16 protein-coding genes are annotated in these 20,779 nt (G+C 37.5%); 11 read left to right on the forward strand and 5 right to left on the reverse strand.

Annotated elements, in window-relative coordinates; translation table 11 throughout:
- Nucleotides 1–383: 383 nt before the first annotated feature.
- Both P9E47_RS12850 and P9E47_RS12855 read left to right on the forward strand, forming a co-directional pair.
- Nucleotides 384–1,355: an MBL fold metallo-hydrolase gene (locus P9E47_RS12850; protein WP_003329604.1), complete on the forward strand. Its 972-nt coding sequence runs from the start codon at nt 384–386 to the stop codon at nt 1,353–1,355.
- Nucleotides 1,356–1,454: 99 nt separating this feature from the next.
- Nucleotides 1,455–1,976: a YfiT family bacillithiol transferase gene (locus P9E47_RS12855; protein ID WP_326163595.1), complete on the forward strand. Its 522-nt coding sequence runs from the start codon at nt 1,455–1,457 to the stop codon at nt 1,974–1,976.
- Between the two features lie 79 nt (nt 1,977–2,055).
- Here the strand turns inward: P9E47_RS12855 and pepT are convergent, their stop codons facing one another.
- The gene (gene pepT / locus P9E47_RS12860) at nt 2,056–3,282 is read right to left on the reverse strand and encodes a peptidase T (RefSeq protein ID WP_326163596.1); all 1,227 of its coding nucleotides are present in this window, start codon (nt 3,280–3,282) and stop codon (nt 2,056–2,058) included.
- 150 nt (nt 3,283–3,432) lie between these two features.
- On the opposite strand from pepT, the gene P9E47_RS12865 reads away from it, so the two are divergent.
- Nucleotides 3,433–4,692 carry a LysM peptidoglycan-binding domain-containing protein gene (locus tag P9E47_RS12865; RefSeq protein ID WP_003329601.1) on the forward strand — a complete coding sequence of 420 codons (1,260 nt, stop codon included), beginning with the start codon at nt 3,433–3,435 and terminating at the stop codon, nt 4,690–4,692.
- A 7-nt stretch (nt 4,693–4,699) separates the two neighbouring features.
- Here P9E47_RS12865 and P9E47_RS12870 read toward each other — a convergent pair whose 3' ends face one another.
- Nucleotides 4,700–4,894 carry a hypothetical protein gene (locus P9E47_RS12870; protein ID WP_003329600.1) on the reverse strand — a complete coding sequence of 65 codons (195 nt, stop codon included), beginning with the start codon at nt 4,892–4,894 and terminating at the stop codon, nt 4,700–4,702.
- A 241-nt stretch (nt 4,895–5,135) separates the two neighbouring features.
- Between P9E47_RS12870 and hfq the strand changes: the two genes are divergently transcribed.
- Nucleotides 5,136–5,336 (forward strand): RNA chaperone Hfq, encoded by a 201-nt coding sequence (hfq, locus tag P9E47_RS12875; protein WP_326163597.1) that lies wholly within the window; start codon nt 5,136–5,138, stop codon nt 5,334–5,336.
- Between the two features lie 61 nt (nt 5,337–5,397).
- On the opposite strand, the gene P9E47_RS12880 is transcribed toward hfq, so the two are convergent.
- Nucleotides 5,398–7,212 carry an FAD-dependent oxidoreductase gene (locus tag P9E47_RS12880; protein ID WP_326163599.1) on the reverse strand — a complete coding sequence of 605 codons (1,815 nt, stop codon included), beginning with the start codon at nt 7,210–7,212 and terminating at the stop codon, nt 5,398–5,400.
- A gap of 204 nt (nt 7,213–7,416) precedes the next feature.
- On the opposite strand from P9E47_RS12880, the gene P9E47_RS12885 reads away from it, so the two are divergent.
- Nucleotides 7,417–9,162: an FAD-dependent oxidoreductase gene (locus P9E47_RS12885; RefSeq protein ID WP_326163601.1), complete on the forward strand. Its 1,746-nt coding sequence runs from the start codon at nt 7,417–7,419 to the stop codon at nt 9,160–9,162.
- 51 nt (nt 9,163–9,213) lie between these two features.
- Here the strand turns inward: P9E47_RS12885 and P9E47_RS12890 are convergent, their stop codons facing one another.
- Together P9E47_RS12890 and plsY are read right to left on the reverse strand one after the other, a co-directional pair.
- A complete protein-coding gene (locus P9E47_RS12890) occupies nt 9,214–10,740 on the reverse strand; it encodes a glycoside hydrolase family 26 protein (protein ID WP_326163602.1) in 1,527 nt (508 codons plus the stop codon).
- Nucleotides 10,741–10,836: 96 nt separating this feature from the next.
- Entirely contained in the window at nt 10,837–11,439 is a 603-nt protein-coding gene (gene plsY / locus P9E47_RS12895) for a glycerol-3-phosphate 1-O-acyltransferase PlsY (RefSeq protein WP_326163604.1), read from the reverse strand.
- A gap of 144 nt (nt 11,440–11,583) precedes the next feature.
- On the opposite strand from plsY, the gene P9E47_RS12900 reads away from it, so the two are divergent.
- The 6 genes from P9E47_RS12900 (at nt 11,584) to P9E47_RS12925 (ending at nt 20,771) form a co-directional block, all read left to right on the forward strand.
- Nucleotides 11,584–12,003: a CoA-binding protein gene (locus P9E47_RS12900; protein ID WP_326163605.1), complete on the forward strand. Its 420-nt coding sequence runs from the start codon at nt 11,584–11,586 to the stop codon at nt 12,001–12,003.
- A gap of 240 nt (nt 12,004–12,243) precedes the next feature.
- The gene (gene parE, locus P9E47_RS12905; RefSeq protein WP_326163606.1) at nt 12,244–14,208 is read left to right on the forward strand and encodes a DNA topoisomerase IV subunit B; all 1,965 of its coding nucleotides are present in this window, start codon (nt 12,244–12,246) and stop codon (nt 14,206–14,208) included.
- A gap of 27 nt (nt 14,209–14,235) precedes the next feature.
- Nucleotides 14,236–16,650: a DNA topoisomerase IV subunit A gene (parC, locus tag P9E47_RS12910; RefSeq protein WP_326163701.1), complete on the forward strand. Its 2,415-nt coding sequence runs from the start codon at nt 14,236–14,238 to the stop codon at nt 16,648–16,650.
- 160 nt (nt 16,651–16,810) lie between these two features.
- Complete coding sequence (locus tag P9E47_RS12915) at nt 16,811–17,428, forward strand: TetR/AcrR family transcriptional regulator (RefSeq protein WP_407697185.1); 618 nt, start codon at nt 16,811–16,813, stop codon at nt 17,426–17,428.
- Nucleotides 17,429–17,568: 140 nt separating this feature from the next.
- Nucleotides 17,569–18,711 (forward strand): acyl-CoA dehydrogenase, encoded by a 1,143-nt coding sequence (locus P9E47_RS12920; protein ID WP_035196463.1) that lies wholly within the window; start codon nt 17,569–17,571, stop codon nt 18,709–18,711.
- A gap of 92 nt (nt 18,712–18,803) precedes the next feature.
- Complete coding sequence (locus P9E47_RS12925; RefSeq protein ID WP_326163607.1) at nt 18,804–20,771, forward strand: acetate--CoA ligase; 1,968 nt, start codon at nt 18,804–18,806, stop codon at nt 20,769–20,771.
- The last annotated feature ends 8 nt before the right edge of the window (nt 20,772–20,779 follow it).

Below are 20,779 nucleotides of genomic sequence, written 5' to 3' on the forward strand. Positions count from 1 at the left end.
CTCACCGACTCCAAAAGATGCAAAATGCTTGGAATGCATCCTCTTGATAAACATTATAACATATGGGTAAGCCGTATGCCTTAATAGGGCACGTACGGTTTGATAAGGGGGAAGCCTTGAAAGAGGTTTCCCTACTTTATTGTGTTCATTGAATCCAATAATATGTAAAAAAGGGTAAAAGGTAACAGACTTTTTTGCTTTTTTTAAGCATTGTTTTTTACATGTATTGAAAACTTTTGGTAAAATAAAGAAACACTTAAAGTGATTTTTTCCATATGTGTAATAATACAGTAGGTGTAGCAATGTAAAAAGGGGTCAGAGGACTATCCCCGTGGTCTAACCGTGGTGGTGCGTTCCTGTGCCCTGTTAAAGGATGTGATTTTATGGAGCCTATTAAAGCAGGGAATTTGACGATCTATCCAATTATTCTTGACGTTGATCATAAATTAAAAAGCTTTAATTCTTATTTAGTTGAGGATGGACATTCATTAAGTTTAATAGATGCTGGAATGAATAAAGATGAATATTGGAATTTATTCACAAACACACTTCATACGTTTGGGTTTGAGGTCAGAGATCTGACAGGAATTTTACTTACACATCATCATTTTGATCATATTGGGTTAGTTAATCGAATTACGGATGAAGTTGCAATCCCGGTTTATGCCCACAAAAAAGCAATCCCACGGTTAAAACGTGACCCTGAATTTATGCAGCAAAGAGTTGATTTTTATACGAAACTATATGAAGAAATGGGCTGCGGGGAAGCCGGCAGCAAGCAGATTGATTACTTACTAAATGCTATTGAAAAGCATAAACATACTGCCATAAAAGCAGAAATTATGCCTCTAGATAAACAGATTCATGGTTTTCATGTGATTGAAGTTCCCGGACATTCTCCGGATCAAGTTGCCTTTTATAATGAAAAAGCCAAGGTATTGTTTGGCGGCGATGTACTAATTGATCATATTTCAAGTAACGCATTAATAGAGCCCGATGAAAGGGGAGAACGAATCCTTTCATTAATTCAACAAATGGACTCACTGAAAAAATGTTCACAGCTTTCGCTTGATTATGTTTTTTCAGGCCATGGTGAGATGATCGATAATCATAAAAATCTAATTGAAACAAGATTGGACAATGTTGAAATAAAAGCGTCTAAGCTTCTTACGCTTATTAAAGACGGGGCTTCAACAGCCAGTGAAATTGCTCAGCAATACTATAAAAAAATATATGAACTTCAATTCCCGTTAGTAATGTCGGAGATTATTGGACATTTAGACTTCTTAGAAGTAAATCGTAAAGTAAGAACAGAGAAGGTCGATGGTGTTTGGCGTTACTATTCTTATGAGTAATCGGAATATTGGGCACATCAATTCAGTCTTTATCTCCTTTTTGGTATAGTAAAACTGTGATAATAGGGAAAATTCGTTTTTTAAAAGGGGGAAGGTTACATGGATGTAAGATATCCAATTGGAAAATTTGAATTTGATGGGAAGATCACAAGTAATGTTCTTAATACTTGGATAAGCGATCTTGAGCAATTACCATTTTCACTGCGTGAAGCTGTTAAAGATTTAAATGAGGAGCAACTTGATACTACGTATCGGGAAGGGGGCTGGACGATCCGTCAAGTCGTACACCACCTTGCTGACACTGGTATGAATTATTATGTTCGCATTAAACTTGCTCTTACTGAGGAAAACCCAGTAATTAACACCTTCGAAGAGAGTAGATGGGCTGAATTACCGGATAATTACTTACCTGTTGAAGTTTCTTTATCTTTGCTCGAAGCTTTGCATATTCGATTCAGTAACCTTTTACGTAACCTAAGTTCTAATGATTTTGAAAAAATTTATACAAATCCGATATCAGGAGAAATTACGTTGGGGTTTACGATCGGCTTATATTCATGGCATGGAAAACACCATCTTGCCCAAATCACTTCTTTATGCGAGCGAAAAGGCTGGGCCTAAGAAGAGAATTAATATAAAAAATAAAAAGCGTGAGTCTCAGGAAGAATGAAGTGACTTCACGCTTTTTCTTATTTTGCAATTAGGATTTTTGCTCAAAAAGCTTAATGATTTCAATAATTACGTTTGTAGCTTTTTCCATATTATCGACAGAAATATATTCGTATTTTCCATGGTAATTTTCGCCGCCGGTAAAGATATTTGGTGTTGGTAATCCCATAAAGGATAGTTGAGAGCCATCCGTACCGCCGCGAATTGGTTTAACGATCGGCTTGATACCGAGTTTTTCCATCGCCTCATAAGCAATATCAACGATTTCTTTAACAGGTTCAATCTTTTCCTTCATATTATAATATTGGTCTTTCATTTCTAAAATAATATTATCCTCACCGTGCACTGCTTTCAGATCTTGAACAATTTTTTCTAGTTTCACTTTTCTATTTTGAAACTTGTTTCTATCAAAATCGCGGATGATATAGTACAGTTTCGTTTGTTCAACATTACCCTCAAATGAAAGAAGATGATAAAACCCTTCATACCCTTCGGTAAACTCAGGTGCTTCCTCGGCTGGAAGTCTGCGGTTCAATTCCATTGCGATTTTCATTGAATTAACCATTTTCCCTTTAGCCGTACCGGGGTGGATGTTCTTCCCTTTAATTGTAATTTTCGCCGCTGCAGCATTAAAACTTTCATATTCAAGTTCACCAAGTGGCCCACCATCGACTGTGTAGGCATATTTGGCATCAAAGGCTGCAACGTCAAATTTATGTGGGCCACGTCCGATTTCTTCATCCGGTGTAAAAGCAACTCTGACTCTGCCATGCTTTATTTCAGGATGGTGTAAAAGAAAGTTCATCGCTGTCATAATTTCAGCAATCCCAGCTTTATCATCTGCACCAAGTAAAGTGGTTCCGTCAGTCGTTATTAGGGTGTGTCCTTTGTATGCATTTAACGATGGAAAATCTTTTGGAGAAAGTACAACGCTCTCATTTAACTGAATAATATCTCCTGTGTAATTTTCTAAAATTTGTGGGTTAATATTTTTACCGGTAAAATCTGTAGCCGTATCAACATGAGCCAAAAAGCCAATAGTTGGTACATCTTTATCTGTATTGGGAGGAAGTGTAGCCATCACATAGCCATTTCCATCAATTGTAACTTCCTCCATTCCAATGCTTTTTAGCTCATCGACAAGCATATTCGCTAGCGTAAGCTGTCCGGGTGTAGAGGGGCATGCATCATTAGCATCATTAGATTGAGTATCGATTCTCACATAGGTAGTGAACCGATCAATGATTTCCTTTTTCAAATGAATCTCATCTCCTTTATTGATTGCAGGTTTATTTTACCACTTTTTGTTGGAAACTATCACTTGCTATGATTTATTATAAAGAACATAATATTAAGCCTCCTACCATAAATATAATAATAATGACATAAAATGGGAAGGTGAAATATAGTGGCTATCCATACTGTGCAAAAAGGAGACTCTTTATGGGCGATAGCAAAACTATATAATACATCCATTCAATCTATTATGGAAATCAATGGATTGGAATCATCCACCAACATTGTGCCAGGATTAGCTCTCTATATTCCTGATGAACAACTGCACATTCGATTATATAAAATAAAAGCTGGAGATACCTTATGGTCAATAGCAATAAGGTACAATACAACAGCTTATAATATAATAAGTGCAAACCCGCAAATTGACCCGAATCGTCTATCCATTGGACAAATAATCACAATTCCCTCTCCAAACAAAGCAAAAATCCAAACCCTCGGATTTCTAGTCCCCCAATCTTTAAAAGCCTTGGAGGTAATAAATAAAACAGCCAACAGTCTTACTTATATCGCCATTGTAGCCTATTCTTTTCTTCAGGAAGGATGGGCATACAGGGTATTGGATGATGCTCCGTATATTCAACGTGCTAAACAATTGGGGATTAAGCCTTTATTGATGATACGTAATATAACCTCAGAGGGATTTAGTGCAGAACTTGCGGGAGCTGTTTTAGCTAATGCGACACTGCGTAGACGTTTGATTGACAGTATTGTTAATTTAACGAATCAAGCAGGGTATGCTGGGGTTAGTATTGATTTTGAATTTATCCCGCCACCACAAAGATATGATTTTGTGACATTTTTGAAGGATTTAAAACAGGCACTTGAAAGCAAAATACTTCATGTTAATGTACATGCCAAAACTGAAGATGTTCCAACTAATCGCATTATAGGTGCTTATGACTATTTAGAGATTGGCAATGTTGCCGATATAGTGGCTGTGATGACAATGGATTATGGGTATCCAACCGGTCCTCCAAATCCAATAGCTCCTTTATGGTGGATGGAGCAAGTTGTACAGTATTCAGTCGGGCTTATAGACCCAAGAAAGATGCAAATTGCTTTACCGTTATATGGCTACGATTGGAAGGTTCCCGAGAATATTACAACTGCATTATCAGCCAACGCCGCTCAGAACTTTGCAATATCTGTTGGTGCGGAAATAAATTATGACATTTTGGCTGCTTCTCCATATTTTGGCTATCAGAGTATTGATCAACATGTCGTTTGGTTTGTGGATATAAGAGGGTATACTCAAAGGTATCAATTAGTCGATCTTTATAAACTTTTGGGTGTTACTTTTTGGCAATTACAATTTGATTTCCCCCAAAATTGGGCATTTCTCAAGCAGGAAATTACGGTAATTAAATAGTCAAAAGCTATATCGGATAATCCCAATAGCCGCTATCAATTTGGTCTTTCATTTTAATAATATATTGCCTTAATTTTAAATCAAGCTCTTCTTTTTCAAGTTCATCAATCGTTAACTCAATCATCATTCCTCGCTTAAAATCAAAAATAACAATCTTTCTTTGACTACCATACCTGCTCGTATACAAAAGTTTGTAATTCATAAAAAACCTCCAATAGGAACATTAGTTCCTTTTGTTACGATTATACAGAACGTATGTTTTAATTGCAAATCAATTTAAGAAATTATAAATAAATTATAGATAAAAAAAGGATTTTGAATTTTTCCATAGAATAGAAAAGTAGTAAGAGGAGTATTTAAAAGCACTGATTTGTAAATACCTGTAATAAACGAATATATGCAGTAGTAAGAAACACAAATTTAAGCATAAGGGGTTTATGTAGATGACAACTGGTAAATTTGATTTACAAACTAGATTTTTGAATGAAATTATTGAAAGTGGGCGTGTTGTCACGATTTATACTACAAACGGTGTCCCATTAAAATGTAAGATCATTGGCCATGATAATTTTACCATTCTGATTGATTCTAAGGGGCAACAGCAAATGCTGGGTAAAGGAGCCATTAGTACAATTGTAAAATAATGATAACCAACAAAAAAGAGAGCCGCTTTTCACATAAAAGCGACTCTTTTTTTGTTACTTCTTATATCCAACCAAATAACTTTCCGACGATAATATACATTTCCTCACGGGTAAGGGAATCTTTATCCTTCCATTTCAATATTTCTTCCTTGTAGGAATTATTAAAATCTTTAATTGGTAGTCCATTTATAATGGTTTCAATTTCCCCAGTAGTTAGGTTAATCATTTCATTTGACTTAAAATAATGATTTAAATATTGGATGTTCTCTTCATATTTTGGATTGCTATTACGCATCACAAGATAGGTGTGTAATAGCAGGTTCGAAAATGATTTGTTATTCGCTATTTCATTTTCTGACAGGTCATTTGTATATCCACCAAATAGGGCTCGGTGATTTAACAGTTCACGAATGGCCGGGTAATACCATTTATCTTCATATGGAAATGGAGCATGGAACTTTTTGACTTCTGCACCTTGCGCCGTTAGTGTTTCTTGGAGTTCTGTGATAATTTTTTTATTCTTAGACATCAAGTGAAAATCCAAGTTATGTTTTATCGCAATAGCACTTGCAGCCCCTGCACCTTCTCCCGTCGCCATACCTGTTGGAACGATTCGAACAGAGCCTTGGGCAAGTGAAGAATAACCACCTGAACGACCAACGACAAGCAGGTTTGTTATTTTTTGTGGGACCAAGCTTCTAAAAGGGATGCCGTATTGTGTAGGATTTACTACGATAGCACCAGCATCACCGACGGATGTCGATTGAATGTCCGATGGGTAACCGCCGTATGCAATCGTATCCCAATGGTATTTGTTTTCCCATAGATCACTGACTGGCAGTTGATAAAGTGAATTGATATGTCGAGTCTCGCGAATATATAGTTCACTTGGGTAAGAAGCAATTTTTGCATTCTCAAATCCTGGGAAGTTCACCTTTAACCATTCAAGGATATGTTTAGTCTCTTCTTTCCCTCTTTCAATTCCCTCTTGGATGGATTCTTTGGATAATCCATCTACACCAAAAATTTGTAAAGCGTTAATATAATAGCCCTCATCATTTTTAATTAAATTAAATCCACGAAGCCTCATATTTGGATCCTGTGGTTCATATACCTCACGGAGTTTTGAAAACCCCCAGGCCGCTTCCTTAGTTACTTCCGCAGAGCCAAACGTTTCTTTTTTAGCTACTTCCTTAATTTTACTCCAGTCAACATCTACAAAATGAATCATTAATGTTGTTGCCATTAACCGCCCGTTTTGTCCGACATCAGCTGCTCCGATGAAATGTGGAACACCACTGAGAAAGGCGACGTCTGCATCTTGGGTGGCATCAATGTAATTCTTCGCTTGGAGTGTATATGTTTTATTGTTTTTTAGAACAGTAAGGCCTGTAATCTCGCCTTGATCATTTACTTCAATATTTTTTACTTCAGTGTTAAGCAACATCGATAAATTTTCCTGGTTATAAACCATATTTAAAAATGCATTTTTAGCATCATGAATTTCAAATGATTTCTTTTTCCCTACCATCCGATGCCATTCATCGAAAATACCACTACTTAACACTTTATTATCTATTCCATGGGGGAAATCAAGAACATTCATTTTACCATACGTAAAGAGTCCACCAAGCCCGTCACGTTCTTCGATTAGCAGAGTACTAACTCCATTTCTTGCAGCAGATAGGGCAGCGGCAACTCCTTCTGGTTCGCCACCAATAACGATAACGTCAAAATTGTTAATTATCTTTTCTTCATTTAATAGGCTAAGGTCTATTTTGTCCTTTGCCTCTACATCAGGGTTTTTCATAGCCGGGATACAGCCGGTTAAAAATAGTAAAAAAAGAATTGAAAATATTATGTACATTTTTTTCATTAGCACTTACCTCATTAAACATTTTTTTAATCATACCATTAATCCGAAAGGGATGAAAGGATACCAACTATTAACAGACGATTGAAAACCCGATAAAGTTTCAAAATCTAGTTACAAATTCTAGTTAATTTAATCAAAGTAATATGGTAGTATTTTGATAGATAACCATTTTTATAATATTTTTCTAAAAAAAAGGAGAGAGAAATGAAGGTTAAATTTTTATTAATTTTTGCATTACTTATTTCTAGTTTTTCAAGTTTTGGCCTAATGACGGCTGATGCTGCCAACGGGCAACCGGACTATGATGTTATTGTAATTGGAGGGGAACCGGAAGGTGTTGCTGCTGCCCTATCATCAGCAAGAAGTGGCGCTAAAACCCTATTAATCGAAGAACGGAATGGTTTAGGTGGTTTATTTACATTCGGTATGATGAATTTTCTTGATTTTCCGAAAGATAAAAGCGGAAAAATGGCAACGAAGGGAATTTTCCAGGAATGGCATAAAAGGGTTGGCAGTGGCTTGTCCTTTGAACCTGAAAAAGCAAGTGCCGTTTTTCTTAATATGGTCCAGAACCAACCAAATTTAAGTCTAATCTTGAATACAAAGGTTGAAAATGTAACCGTTGAAGATAAGATCATTAAAAGTATTTCAATTAAAACGAATGGTTATAAAAAACAATTAACGGCAAGTACATACATTGATGCAACACAGGATGCCGATTTTGCAGTTTTAAGCGGTGTACCTAGCTTTTTAGGTGCTGCAGATGTTGGCTTCGAAGATAAACAAATGGCTGTAACATTAATGATTCATTTAAATGGATTAGATTGGGATAAAATTAAACAAACTGCAAAAAGCGGGAAATTTGGTTCTGCCCAGGTTACAAATGAGGGAGCATGGGGGTTTTCTAAGCTAAGACAAATCTATAAGCCCGTTGATCCCAATATGCGTCTTCGCGGCTTTAATTTAGCAAAAACGGAGGGTGGCTATTATATCAATGCCTTGCAAATATTTGGGGTGGATGGACTAGATCCATCATCAAGGAAAGAGGGCATTGAACGTGGGAAGAAAGAAATTGGCCATATTTTAGAATGGTTAAAGGTGAATTTTCCAGGTTTCGAAAATGCGAAGATTGCTAGTTTTCCGGAGGAGCTTTATGTAAGGGAAACAAGACATATTAAATCACTATATCAGCTGCCTGTCAGTGATTTATGGGAAAATAAATATCATTGGGATACCATTGCCTATGGTGCCTATCCATCTGATATACAAGCCGTTTCACTAGAAGATCCAGGGGCGGTTATTGTAAACCCAGATAAGTATGGAATTCCATTTAGAAGTCTAGTACCACAGAACGTTAATAATCTACTTGTCGTTGGGCGTTCAGGTGGCTATAGTTCCTTAGCTTCAGGTTCCGTACGCATTGTACCTACCGGCATGGGAACAGGGGAAGCGGCTGGCGCTGCTGCAAATATTGCTGCCCAAAAAGGTCTAACATTTGATCAAATGGCTGCAAACCAAGCTGTTATTAAAGAATTACAAACCGTACTTAAAAAGAAAGGCCAATTGGTAGATCCGTTTACGGCAAAATATCCATATCAAAATGCAGCATATTACCCGGCTATTCGTGAACTATTAAATACAAGGTCACTTTATGGAAACTATGATAATTATGTCGAAGAAGATAAAGTTGCAATGAACCAATCCTTCAGCAACATTTTACGACAGATATTTTTAGTTATGTCACTAGAGGATCCAAAATATAAAGAAAATATTGAATACCTATCTGCCTATAATGAAGTGAACGCTTATGTTCCATTAACATTGGATGAGGTTAATAGAATTCTAGCTAAACTACCGCACCCTATGGCTGAAATCAAAGTCAGCGGTCAAAAACAAATGACAAAGGCAGAAATGTACACAATCTTAATGACACTTTTCAACTGGAACTAGGCAAAAAGGAGGCTACCTAATAATAGGGGCCTCCTTTTATGACTTATAAAGTTAAAATCCCACACTACGATTATTGTATTTCTCAAAGTTTAGTCGAAATATATCCAAAACCGCCTCGTTTTCATCCAAACGGTAAATGCGGGCAGGGTTGCCTTTACTATCCCAGTCTGTACCACTCCACCAAATGGCGACCTTAATTCTAGGGAATTTATCGATATTGCTGAACATATTTTGAATCCACTGGGATTTATCGCCACCAACAGAATTGGAACCAAACTCTGTAATCATAAGCGGTTTTGCTGATAAAGCTGAATATTCATTATAAAGGGACTGATAGAGTGTAAAGAAATTAGTCCATTTTTCACCCGGATAATAAGTACCGGTATTATAGGCTGTTAGCCCAACAATATCGACATATTCGTCACCTGGATAATATAACACAGAATGATTCCAAGCAAAGCCTGGCATTGAATCGTGATTTGGATTCCAGACCCAAAGAACATTATCGATCTCTTCTTTATCAAAAATGTGGTAAATGTATTTCCAAACTTCTTTATAAAGGTCCGTATCTTTAGAAAAATAATAGCTTGAATAAACACACCAGTCGCCGTTCATTTCATTATTTAAGCGGAAAAGAACAGGATGTCCGAATTCTTTAATGTTTTTGGCATATTGATGAAGGTATTCATCATATTTACCATTTAAGATATCATAGAAAATGCTGGAATCATCTATTTTAGAGTGACTCGTTTGTAACGTTAGTTCCAATAACTTTCCTTCATTGTAGGCATTCATAAATTCCTGAACTGGGACTTGTTCATCCAGATCAGAATAACGGATAAGGAAAGAAAATTCATGATTCACTCTTTCTTCAATCTGGTTTAGTTTCGTCATAGTACCTGGAGCGGATGGTTCAAAAATACCCCATGTCAATGAACTGTCCTTTGAAAAATATTGTTGTAAAACTGCTTTTGTTTCTTCGCTTAGCTGCTTTGATTCAGGTGTAGATTGTTTGAAAAGAGGAGAAGGCATGGCTGCAACATTTCCTATTGGCTTCTGTATTTTAAAGCTTTTCACAATGTCCATCTCATTAGAAATAGGCTGTGCCGATTTGATGAATATTGTAAAAACCTCATTCTTATTTTTTATAATTTCAGCAGAGAAATAGTAGTTTTTATCATTTTCAACTTTGGCTAATTTATTACGATGCCATTTCAGAATATGAACTTTTTTTTCAGCTACCTTAGTAGTTTTATTGTATTCAACTAGATGATCTTTTTTATTCGCTATGAAATTATTACTGTAATTTATGTATGTGTTTGCATCATGGACAGTGTTGTAAAAATTATCATAGTAGATTTCGATTTGTGTTTGATCGTCATGGAATAAGGTTCTTATCTGCCCAATACTATCATCAACCTCCATATTGGAAGGATAGTTAAGTTGATAGCCCCTAGCTGAATTGACATATTTTGAATAGGTACTATTGGCAGCACTTGCATCAATAGGTTGTCCATTCATTAGTACTAACAGAAGAATGGACAAAATCGAGTAAAACCATAACTTTGTTTTATGCATGTCATCGCTCCTTTTATTAAAATTTTAAATATGAAATCATTATATCATGCTTAAATCTGATATGCGCCGCAAAAAAAATCGCCCAAGGGAAATTCCTTAAGACGATTTCTTTTTAGACATCCATGTAATTTTTGGTTCGGTTCTATTTATGATTCGGCTAATGTTGGAGCGGTGACGGTAAATGACAAACGATGCTAACAAACTAATGACAATAATCAGCGGTATATCACCTGTAAAAAGACTATAAATAATGCCAATAATACCTGCAATCATAGAAGAAAGGGATACATATTTTGAAATAAACAAACTAACAAAGAAGCTGAGTATAAGAATAATAAATAATAACGGACTATAGGCAAGCAATACACCTGCAGATGTGGCAACCGCTTTTCCACCCTTAAATTTTGCAAAGATTGGATAAGTATGACCGATAACAGCTGCGATTCCTATTAATAGTGGGTGTATCAAATCTTCTTGACCAAAAATTAGCGGAAGACTTGCTGCAAGTGTACCCTTTAAAATATCAGCGCTTGTTACGATGAGGCCGGCTTTTTTGCCTAGTACTCGAAACGTATTCGTACCTCCTAAATTACCGCTGCCATGTTCTCGAATGTCGATACCATAGCCTATTTTGCCAACGATCAAGGCAAATGGAATTGAACCAAGTAAATAAGCTAAAATCACTAGAAAAACTGTCATTCCTAGAAAATCTCCTTCAAGTAAGATTCCTTTATTTTACCACGAGATTCTTAAAATGTAATTAAGCAGTTTTTTTGCATCATGTTGAAATGATTTGGTATTCTGTAAATAGTAGTGGATGATCATTTGATTGGAGTGAACGGAATGACGATCGAAAATCCAAGCCGTGAAGAAATCGGAGAAATTTTAAAAACAAAAAAGAGAATTGCAGTTGTTGGTTTATCTAATAATCAGGAAAAATCTTCGTACATGATATCAAAAGCAATGCAACAGGTGGGATATGAAATAATTCCTGTTAATCCTACAATCGAAGATGCACTTGGTGTGAAGGCATACGATTCCCTAAAGGAAATCGAGGGACATGTAGATATCGTTAATGTTTTTCGTAGACCGGAGCATTTACCTGCTATTGCTAAGGATGCCGTTGAAATTGGGGCTGATGTTTTCTGGGCGCAATCAGGAATTGCAAATGAAGAGGCCTATGAATATTTGAAAGAGCATGGCATGACTGTTATTATGGACCGTTGTATTAAGGTTGAACATGCGATTACAAGAGCAAGGTAAAAAAATAAATCTCTGCAAATTGCAGGGATTTTCTTTTTTCTCTAGAAGATTAGTTGCATAACTATTTTCAATCGCTAAAATAAAATTCATAAGATTTGAGAACGAAAAATGTCAATTTAATGAACGATTTTCATCTTTCTATGAGAAGATATGTTCCTTTGTGTTATGATAAGATGTAACTTCAAAGTGATGTGACGCAAGGGAACTTTGTTTACGGTTGTTTGAAAGGGGTATTTACTATTGACTAATAAATCATTTGACTACAATGATGATGCGATACAGGTACTGGAAGGTCTAGAGGCTGTTCGAAAGCGTCCGGGTATGTATATTGGAAGTACAGATATACGCGGTCTCCATCATCTTGTATATGAAATTGTTGATAATGCTGTCGATGAAGCATTATCGGGTTTTGGAAATTATATCAAGGTAACGATACATAAAGATGATAGTATCAGTGTTGAGGATAAAGGTCGCGGTATGCCGACAGGGATGCATAAAATGGGGAAGCCAACTCCAGAGGTTATCTTAACTGTTCTCCATGCCGGTGGTAAATTTGGACAAGGCGGCTATAAAACAAGCGGCGGTTTGCACGGTGTTGGTGCCTCTGTTGTAAATGCATTATCAGAATGGTTGGTTGTAACGATCAAGCGTGAGGGCAATATATACCGTCAACGCTTTGAAAATGGGGGACATGCTGTCACCACCCTAGAAAAAATTGGGACAACGAAAGAGAGTGGCACAACGATCCATTTTAAGCCAGACACATCTATTTTTAGTACTACTGTCTTTAATTACGATACGTTAAGCGAGCGTTTACGCGAGTCAGCCTTTCTTTTAAAAGGCATGAAAATAACGATTGTTGATGAACGCCATGATGTCCAAGATGTATTCTGCTATGATTCTGGAATCAAAGCATTCGTTGATTTTTTGAATGAAGAAAAGGATGTTTTACATGAGGTCGTTTCGATTGAAGGCGAGCAGCAAGGAATGGAAGTAGAATATGCTTTCCAATTCAATGATGGCTACTCCGAAAATATTTTATCCTTTGTTAATAACGTTCGGACGAAGGACGGGGGTACTCATGAAGTGGGTGCTAAATCGGCTATGACGCGGGCCTTTAACGATTTTGCCCGCAAGGTGAACATCCTTAAGGAAAAGGATAAAAATCTTGATGGCAGTGATATTCGTGAAGGTTTAACGGCGATTATTTCTGTTCGAATTCCGGAGGAGAAACTGCAATTTGAAGGACAAACAAAAGGAAAGCTCGGTACAAGTGAAGCCCGTTCTGTTGTTGATTCAATTGTGTCTGAGAAGCTTGCTTATTTTTTAGAGGAAAATCCGGATATCAGTTCACTTCTCATTAAAAAGGCGATTAAAGCAGCGGAAGCTCGTGAAGCCGCAAGAAAAGCACGTGAGGAAGCAAGGGATGGCAAAAAGAAAAAACGGAAAGATGCCATGCTTAGTGGGAAATTAACACCTGCCCAATCCCGCAATCCGGAGAAAAATGAACTTTATCTTGTGGAGGGAGACTCTGCGGGAGGTTCGGCAAAGCAAGGGCGTGACCGCCGTTTCCAAGCCATCCTACCATTACGGGGTAAGGTTATAAATACGGAAAAAGCGAAGCTAGGAGATATTTTTAAAAATGAAGAAATCAACACGATGATTTATGCGATTGGCGGCGGAGTTGGGGCTGATTTTACCATTGGAGACATTAATTATGATAAGGTTATCATTATGACAGATGCCGATACCGATGGAGCGCATATTCAAGTATTGCTTCTCACCTTTTTCTATCGCTACATGAAGCCCTTAATTGAGGAAGGCAAGATATTTATTGCGCTTCCACCTCTTTACAAAGTAAGTAAAGGGACAGGGAAAAAAGAAGTCATTGAATATGCATGGGATGAAAATGAACTAAAGGCAGCTATTAAGAAGGTTGGTAAGGGCTACATCATACAGCGTTATAAAGGGTTGGGTGAAATGAATGCCGATCAACTTTGGGATACAACGATGAACCCTGAAACAAGAACGTTGATTCGGGTAACCATTGAGGATATTGCTCGGGCTGAGCGTCGTGTGACAACCTTGATGGGAGACAAAGTCGAGCCGCGTCGTCGTTGGATTGAATCCAATGTTGCATTTGGACTTGAAGATGATGTAAATATATTAGAAAATAAGAATTTGACAATCGACCGGGGGGAATAAGGTTTGTCGTCTATATTTGAAAAAGTAATGGAATTACCCTTAGAGGATGTAATCGGCGACCGTTTCGGTCGTTATAGTAAATATATCATTCAAGACCGTGCCCTGCCAGATGCAAGGGACGGCTTAAAGCCTGTACAAAGACGGATTTTGTATGCGATGTACCAAGAAGGAAATACAAGTGATAAGCCATTCCGTAAGTCTGCGAAAACAGTTGGTAATGTAATTGGTAACTACCATCCACATGGTGATTCATCTGTTTATGAAGCAATGGTGCGGATGAGTCAGGATTGGAAAGTCCGTAATGTCCTGATTGAAATGCATGGCAATAACGGCAGTGTTGATGGCGATCCACCGGCGGCGATGCGTTATACAGAAGCTCGTCTATCTGCGATCGCCTCAGAACTATTGCGGGATATCGATAAAAATACAGTTGATTTCACACCCAACTTTGATGATTCAATTTTAGAACCGACTGTCTTACCGTCTATGTACCCAAATTTATTGGTGAATGGTTCAACAGGAATTTCAGCCGGTTATGCAACAGATATTCCACCTCATAATCTTAGTGAAGTCATCGATGGCGTCATTATGCGTATCGATAATCCTACTTGTACGGTTGCTGATTTAATGCAGCTGATAAAAGGACCGGATTTCCCTACAGGCGGTATTATTCAAGGAATTGAAGGAATTCAAAAAGCTTACGAGACTGGGAAAGGTCGAATTGTTGTTCGCGGACGTACCACGATTGAGGATTTACGGGGTGGCAGACAACAAATTATCATTGATGAAATTCCATACGAGGTTAATAAAGCGAACTTAGTTAAAAAAATTGATGAGTTCCGCATTGACCGGAAAATCGAAGGAATTACGGAAGTCAGAGATGAAACGGACCGCACAGGCCTCCGCATTGTGATAGAATTAAAAAAAGATGCTGATGCAGAAGGGATTTTAAATTATTTATTTAAAAATTCCGATTTACAAATTTCCTATAGTTTTAACATGGTTGCGATTCACAATCGCACACCGAAGCAAATGAGCCTCGGACAAATGCTTGATGCTTATATTGATCACCAAAAAGAAGTGGTAACACGCCGTTCCGAGTTCGAGTTAAATAAGGCTAAAGAGCGTCAACATATCGTCGAAGGCTTAATCAAAGCAATCTCTATTCTAGACGAAGTCATTTCGACAATTAGAGCATCTAAGGATAAACGCGATGCAAAAAATAATTTAATCGCTAAATTCCAATTCACAGAAGCTCAAGCAGAAGCGATTGTAACGTTACAGCTTTATCGTTTAACAAATACTGATATTACCGCCCTGCAAAAAGAGGATGAGGAATTATCGAAAAAAATTGATGATCTAACAAGTATTTTAGCCAGTGAGAAAAAGCTCTTTTCTGTAATTAAAAAAGAATTATTACAAGTTAAAAAGGCATTTGCTGATAACCGCCGTACGAAAATTGAAGCGGAAATTGAAGAGATTGTCATTAATCTGGAAGTGCTGATCCCTTCAGAGGATGTTATCGTTACAGTTACAAAAGACGGTTACATCAAACGGACATCAATAAGATCATATACCGCATCCAATGGTAAAGAATTTGGAATGAAGGAAAACGATTTTCTACTTGGTCAATTCGAAATCAATACAACTGATAAACTACTGTTGTTTACAAATAAAGGGAATTATTTGTATTTGCCTGTACATGAAATGCCAGATATACGTTGGAAGGATCTCGGTCAGCACATCGCTAATATTATTCCAATTGATAAAGACGAAGATTTAGTTAAAGCAATCCCGATTCGGGAATTCACTGAAAATGAATTCTTATTGTTCTTTACAAAGAATGGAATGGTGAAACGTTCGCAATTATCACTCTACCAAGCCCAGCGCTATTCTAAGCCATTGGTCGCAATCAACTTAAAAGATGAGGATGAAGTAGTGGATGTCTATCTAACAGATGGCAGCAAGGATGTATTTATTGGTACACATAATGGTTATGGTTTATGGTTTGCGGAAGAAGAGGTTAGTATTATTGGACAGCGAGCAGCAGGTGTGAAAGGTATTAATTTAAAGGATGAGGACTATGTTGTTAGTGGTTTTATATTTGACCCTACTGAGAAACCAGACTTTGTTTTAATCACACATCGCGGGGCAGCTAAAAGGATGAACCTAAAGGAATTTGAAAAAACATCAAGGGCCAAGCGTGGTGTAGTGATGCTTCGTGAATTGAAGGCAAATCCACATAAAGTAACCGGAATCCTGTCAGCAAGCGAAAATGAAACTGTCTATTTTAAAACTGAAAAAGACTTCATTGAAAGTTTAAATCCAAATGATTTACGTGAAAATGACCGTTACAGCAACGGCTCCTTTGTGATTGATATCGCTGAAAAAGGTGAAGTAAAACAGGTTTGGAAGTCTGCTATTGAAAAACAGTCTGAATAAAGCCCAAATAAAGCAGAGTAAATAATAGCATTGACAATTTTGTTAATGCTATTATTTTTTATCTATAAACAAGTTGTTTTATGTAAAAAAAGTATAAAAATTTTATATTTCTTTATTGAATTTTCTGAATTGTTTTGTTAAACTTACATACAAGGTGGTAATTACTATGTCACAATTAAAGGATAAAATCATCTCCACTGCTTTACAATTGTTTGAAACACATGGGTATCATGGTGTTACAGTAAACCAAATAGTAGAAAAAAGCGAAACTTCAAAAGGTGGATTTTATCATCATTTTAAGTCAAAAGACGAACTACTTTATATGATCCACGACTACTTCATTAGCTATGTTCTAGAAAAAGCAAATGAAGCAATTCAAATTTACACAACACCGACAGAAAGATTGCAAGCTATCATTCAATCATTTGTAAGAGTTTTTGATCTTTACAAGCCTCACATTTCAGTTTTTTATCAAGAAAGCATTTATTTAAAACCAGAATATGAAGAGATTATTAAAAAGAAAAGGGATGATTATCGGGACATCATTTTTCAAGTTATCGAAGAGGGCATTGAAGCTGGTGAATTTCGTCAAAATCTTTCGGTGAAGATAACCGGCATGGCCATATTAGGTATGGTGAACTGGACTTACAAATGGTACCAAGCAGATGGGGAAAAAACAATTGAAGAAATAGCTGAAATTTTTACAGATTTAATTCTGAACTCTTTACTTACGGAGGAAGCAAAGGAAACTCCAGAATATTTGTCCTTTTTATTGTAGGATTCTAAGTACCTACGTTTATTATGCGTAGGACAGACCGTCTGGTCGGTCTCTAAAGAGAAAACTGATAATAGTCAATACATCATGAAATCACATATATAGGTACAACCATTCATATTTTAGAAGAGGAGGCAAATCGAATGAATTTTGAATTATCAAAAGAGCAAGAAATGATTCGAGATATGGTGCGAGCTTTTGCTGAAAAAGAAGTTGCCCCAAAAGCTGAAGAGGTAGACCGCACTGGGGAGTTTCCTTTAGATACATTTAGAAAAATGGGGGAATTAGGGCTTCTGGGGATTCCTTTTCCAGAAAAATATGGTGGTTCCGGAGGGGACACGATTTCTTATGCGATTGCAGTGGAAGAGATTGGAAGAGCTTGCGGTAGTACAGGCTTAAGTTATGCGGCTGCTGTGTCTCTTGGCGCTAGCCCCATTTATTATTTCGGAACAGAAGAACAAAAGAAAAATTATCTAGTTCCACTTGCAAGCGGTCAAACTTTAGGTGCATTCGGCTTAACGGAACCAAATGCAGGCTCAGATGCCGGGGGAACTAGAACAAAAGCGGTTCTCGATGGTGATGAATATGTTATCAACGGTGAAAAATGCTTTATTACCAATGCTGGGTATGCAAAGACAGTTATCGTAACAGCAATTACAGGGAAAGATGAGCGCGGTAAAAATATTATTTCTGCTATTATCGTTCCAACTGATGCGCCAGGATTTACGATCAATAACAATTATGAAAAAATGGGTCTCCGCGGCTCCAATACATCCGAGTTAATCCTTCAAGATGTACGTGTGCCAAAGGAAAACTTATTAGGTGATGCAAAAGCGGGATTTAAACAATTTCTATATACATTGGACGGTGGACGTATTTCGATTGCAGCGTTATCTGTAGGAATTGCCCAGGCAGCACTTGATAAAGCATTAAGCTATGCGAAGGAGAGAACACAATTTGGTCAATCCATCTCCAAATTCCAAGCGATTCAATTCAAACTGGCTGATATGGCAATGGAAATTGAACTTGCGCGAAATATGGTTCAAAAGGCTGCTTGGTTAAAAGATAATGGCAAGCCATTTACGAAAGAATCAGCCTATGCCAAATTATTCGCATCAGAAGCCGGCTTTAGAGCCTGCAACCAGGCAATTCAAATTCATGGCGGCTACGGCTACATGCGTGAATACGAAGTAGAGCGTTATTTGCGTGATGTTAAGCTGATGGAAATCGGTGAAGGTACATCTGAAATACAACGTCTCGTAATTGCCCGACAATTAGGTTGTTAAAAAAACGGAAATTACTCACTATTCAAACAAGGCACCTTTGTAAAACATAGATAACCAATAGTTATACTTTAACTTTACTAAGGGGGATTCAAATGGATGTAAGCGGAATTTTAAAAGTAGTTTCTGAAAGTAAACTCGTATACCCAGGAGAAGAAAAACAAGCAAAAACCTCAATTGGCAGCAGTAAAGCATTTCAAGAACTTCTACAACAATCCCAAGAAGATCCTGTCTCCTTTTGGGACAGCATAGCAAAAGAATTAGTTTGGTATGAGCCGTGGAAGGAGACTATGAGTGGGCAGCTACCTGATTTTCGATTTTTTGACGGTGGAATAAGCAATCCATCAATTAACCTGCTGGATCGTCATGTTGAAAATGGTGCTGGTAACCGGACCGCTCTCATTTGGGAGGGTGAAAACGGGGATACGAAGTTTTATACGTATAATATGCTTTTAGCAGAAGTCAATCGTTTTGCCAATGTTCTTAGGTCATTTGGTGTTAAAAAAGGGGATTGTGTTGCGATTTTCCTGCCCAATCTTGCTGAAGCCTTTATTGCAGTTTTAGCATGCTTCCGTATTGGGGCAATCTATAACACTATTTTTTCGGGCTACTCCGAAAAGTCATTAAAAGACCGTCTTGTAAGCTTTGAACCAAAAATTATCGTCACTACCGACGCTACAACAAGACGTGGTAATGTCATTCGCCTGAAAGAAAAAGTTGATGCAGTTGTCCCTGATATTCCATCCATTGAAGCCGTGATAGTAGTCGATCGATTAGGAACAGAAATTGATATGCAAGAAGGGCGCGATTATTGGTGGGATGAACTGACGAAAAAGGCAAGCATAGTTTGCGAACCTGAAAGATTAGAAGCCAATGAATACGGCATTGTTTTTTATACAAGTGGTACGACTGGAAAACCTAAAGGTGTTGTTCATTCTGGAATGGCATTTGTCGTACAAAATTACATTTATGCAAAATACCATATGGACCACCATGATGATGACGTATTTTGGTGTACAGCTGATATCGGCTGGTTAACAATGCACATTTGGGGAATCACAGGCGCCCTCGCGAATGGTGTTACAACGATTGTGTATGAAGGTTCCATTGATCACCCTACAAAAGATAGATTCTATCAAATTATTGAAAAATATCGGGTCAATAAATTATTTACCGCCCCTACCGCATTACGGATGCTAAAGAGCCTAGGGGAAAAAGTTGCCGATCAATACGATTTATCATGTCTTGATGTAATCTCACTCGTTGGAGAACCATTTGATCCTGAAACATGGCAATGGACCTATGAAGTTTTAGGTAAAAAGAATATTTGCGTAAACAATACATGGGGGCAAACAGAAACAGCAGGCTGTCCGATTGCTGGTGCAGCATGGTTAACACCTATGAAGCCTGGTTCCGCCGGAATGCAGTTTTTAGGTGCGGATGTGGCTGTTGTTGATGAAGCGGGCAATCCCGTTAAACCTGGTACACTAGGAAATTTGGTGATAAGAAAGCCATTTCCGATGCTTTGCCGCACACTTTGGAAAGAACCGGAACGCTATTATGCTTCCTATTTTAGCCAAGTAGAAAACTGCTATTTTGCAAGTGACCTAGCTTTAATAGATGAGGAAGGCTATGTTTGGGTTGTCGGTCGGTCTGATGATGCTTTTAATGTTGCTGGACACCGCTTAAGTACGATGGAAATTGAAAGCGCTGTAATGGAATGTGAAGGCGTTGCGGAGGCAGCCGTTATTGGGATTCCAGATGAAATAAAAGGAGAAATTCCATTAGTATTTGCCCGCTTAACTGATATTTCTTTAGGGACAGAGGAGTTAAAAGAAAAAATCAACGATCGCATCATTCAACAAATCGGGAAAATTGCTCTTCCAAAAACGATTGTTTTTACAGAAACGTTGCCAAAAACAGTAAGTGGAAAAATTATGCGCCGCTTATTGAAAGAAATCATTGTCGCAGGAACGGTTTCTGGTGATATCACGGGACTTGAAGATCCGGCTACTGTTGCCCAAATTAAAAACATTACTGCTTCAGGCACTGTTGCAAAATAGGGGGAACA

This window comes from Schinkia azotoformans, from assembly GCF_035811335.1.
GTDB classification, from domain to species: Bacteria; Bacillota; Bacilli; order Bacillales; family Bacillaceae_J; genus Schinkia; species Schinkia azotoformans.

Coding starts and splice junctions, on each gene's coding strand:
- hfq (WP_326163597.1), top strand. CDS start 5,136: ATGACAACTGGTAAATTTGATTTACAAACTAGATTTTTGAATGAAATT.
- P9E47_RS12885 (WP_326163601.1), top strand. CDS start 7,417: ATGAAGGTTAAATTTTTATTAATTTTTGCATTACTTATTTCTAGTTTT.
- P9E47_RS12850 (WP_003329604.1), top strand. CDS start 384: ATGGAGCCTATTAAAGCAGGGAATTTGACGATCTATCCAATTATTCTT.
- P9E47_RS12890 (WP_326163602.1), bottom strand. CDS start 10,740: ATGCATAAAACAAAGTTATGGTTTTACTCGATTTTGTCCATTCTTCTG.
- plsY (WP_326163604.1), bottom strand. CDS start 11,439: ATGACAGTTTTTCTAGTGATTTTAGCTTATTTACTTGGTTCAATTCCA.
- P9E47_RS12900 (WP_326163605.1), top strand. CDS start 11,584: ATGACGATCGAAAATCCAAGCCGTGAAGAAATCGGAGAAATTTTAAAA.
- P9E47_RS12925 (WP_326163607.1), top strand. CDS start 18,804: ATGGATGTAAGCGGAATTTTAAAAGTAGTTTCTGAAAGTAAACTCGTA.
- P9E47_RS12920 (WP_035196463.1), top strand. CDS start 17,569: ATGAATTTTGAATTATCAAAAGAGCAAGAAATGATTCGAGATATGGTG.
- P9E47_RS12855 (WP_326163595.1), top strand. CDS start 1,455: ATGGATGTAAGATATCCAATTGGAAAATTTGAATTTGATGGGAAGATC.
- parC (WP_326163701.1), top strand. CDS start 14,236: ATGGAATTACCCTTAGAGGATGTAATCGGCGACCGTTTCGGTCGTTAT.
- P9E47_RS12880 (WP_326163599.1), bottom strand. CDS start 7,212: ATGAAAAAAATGTACATAATATTTTCAATTCTTTTTTTACTATTTTTA.
- P9E47_RS12870 (WP_003329600.1), bottom strand. CDS start 4,894: ATGAATTACAAACTTTTGTATACGAGCAGGTATGGTAGTCAAAGAAAG.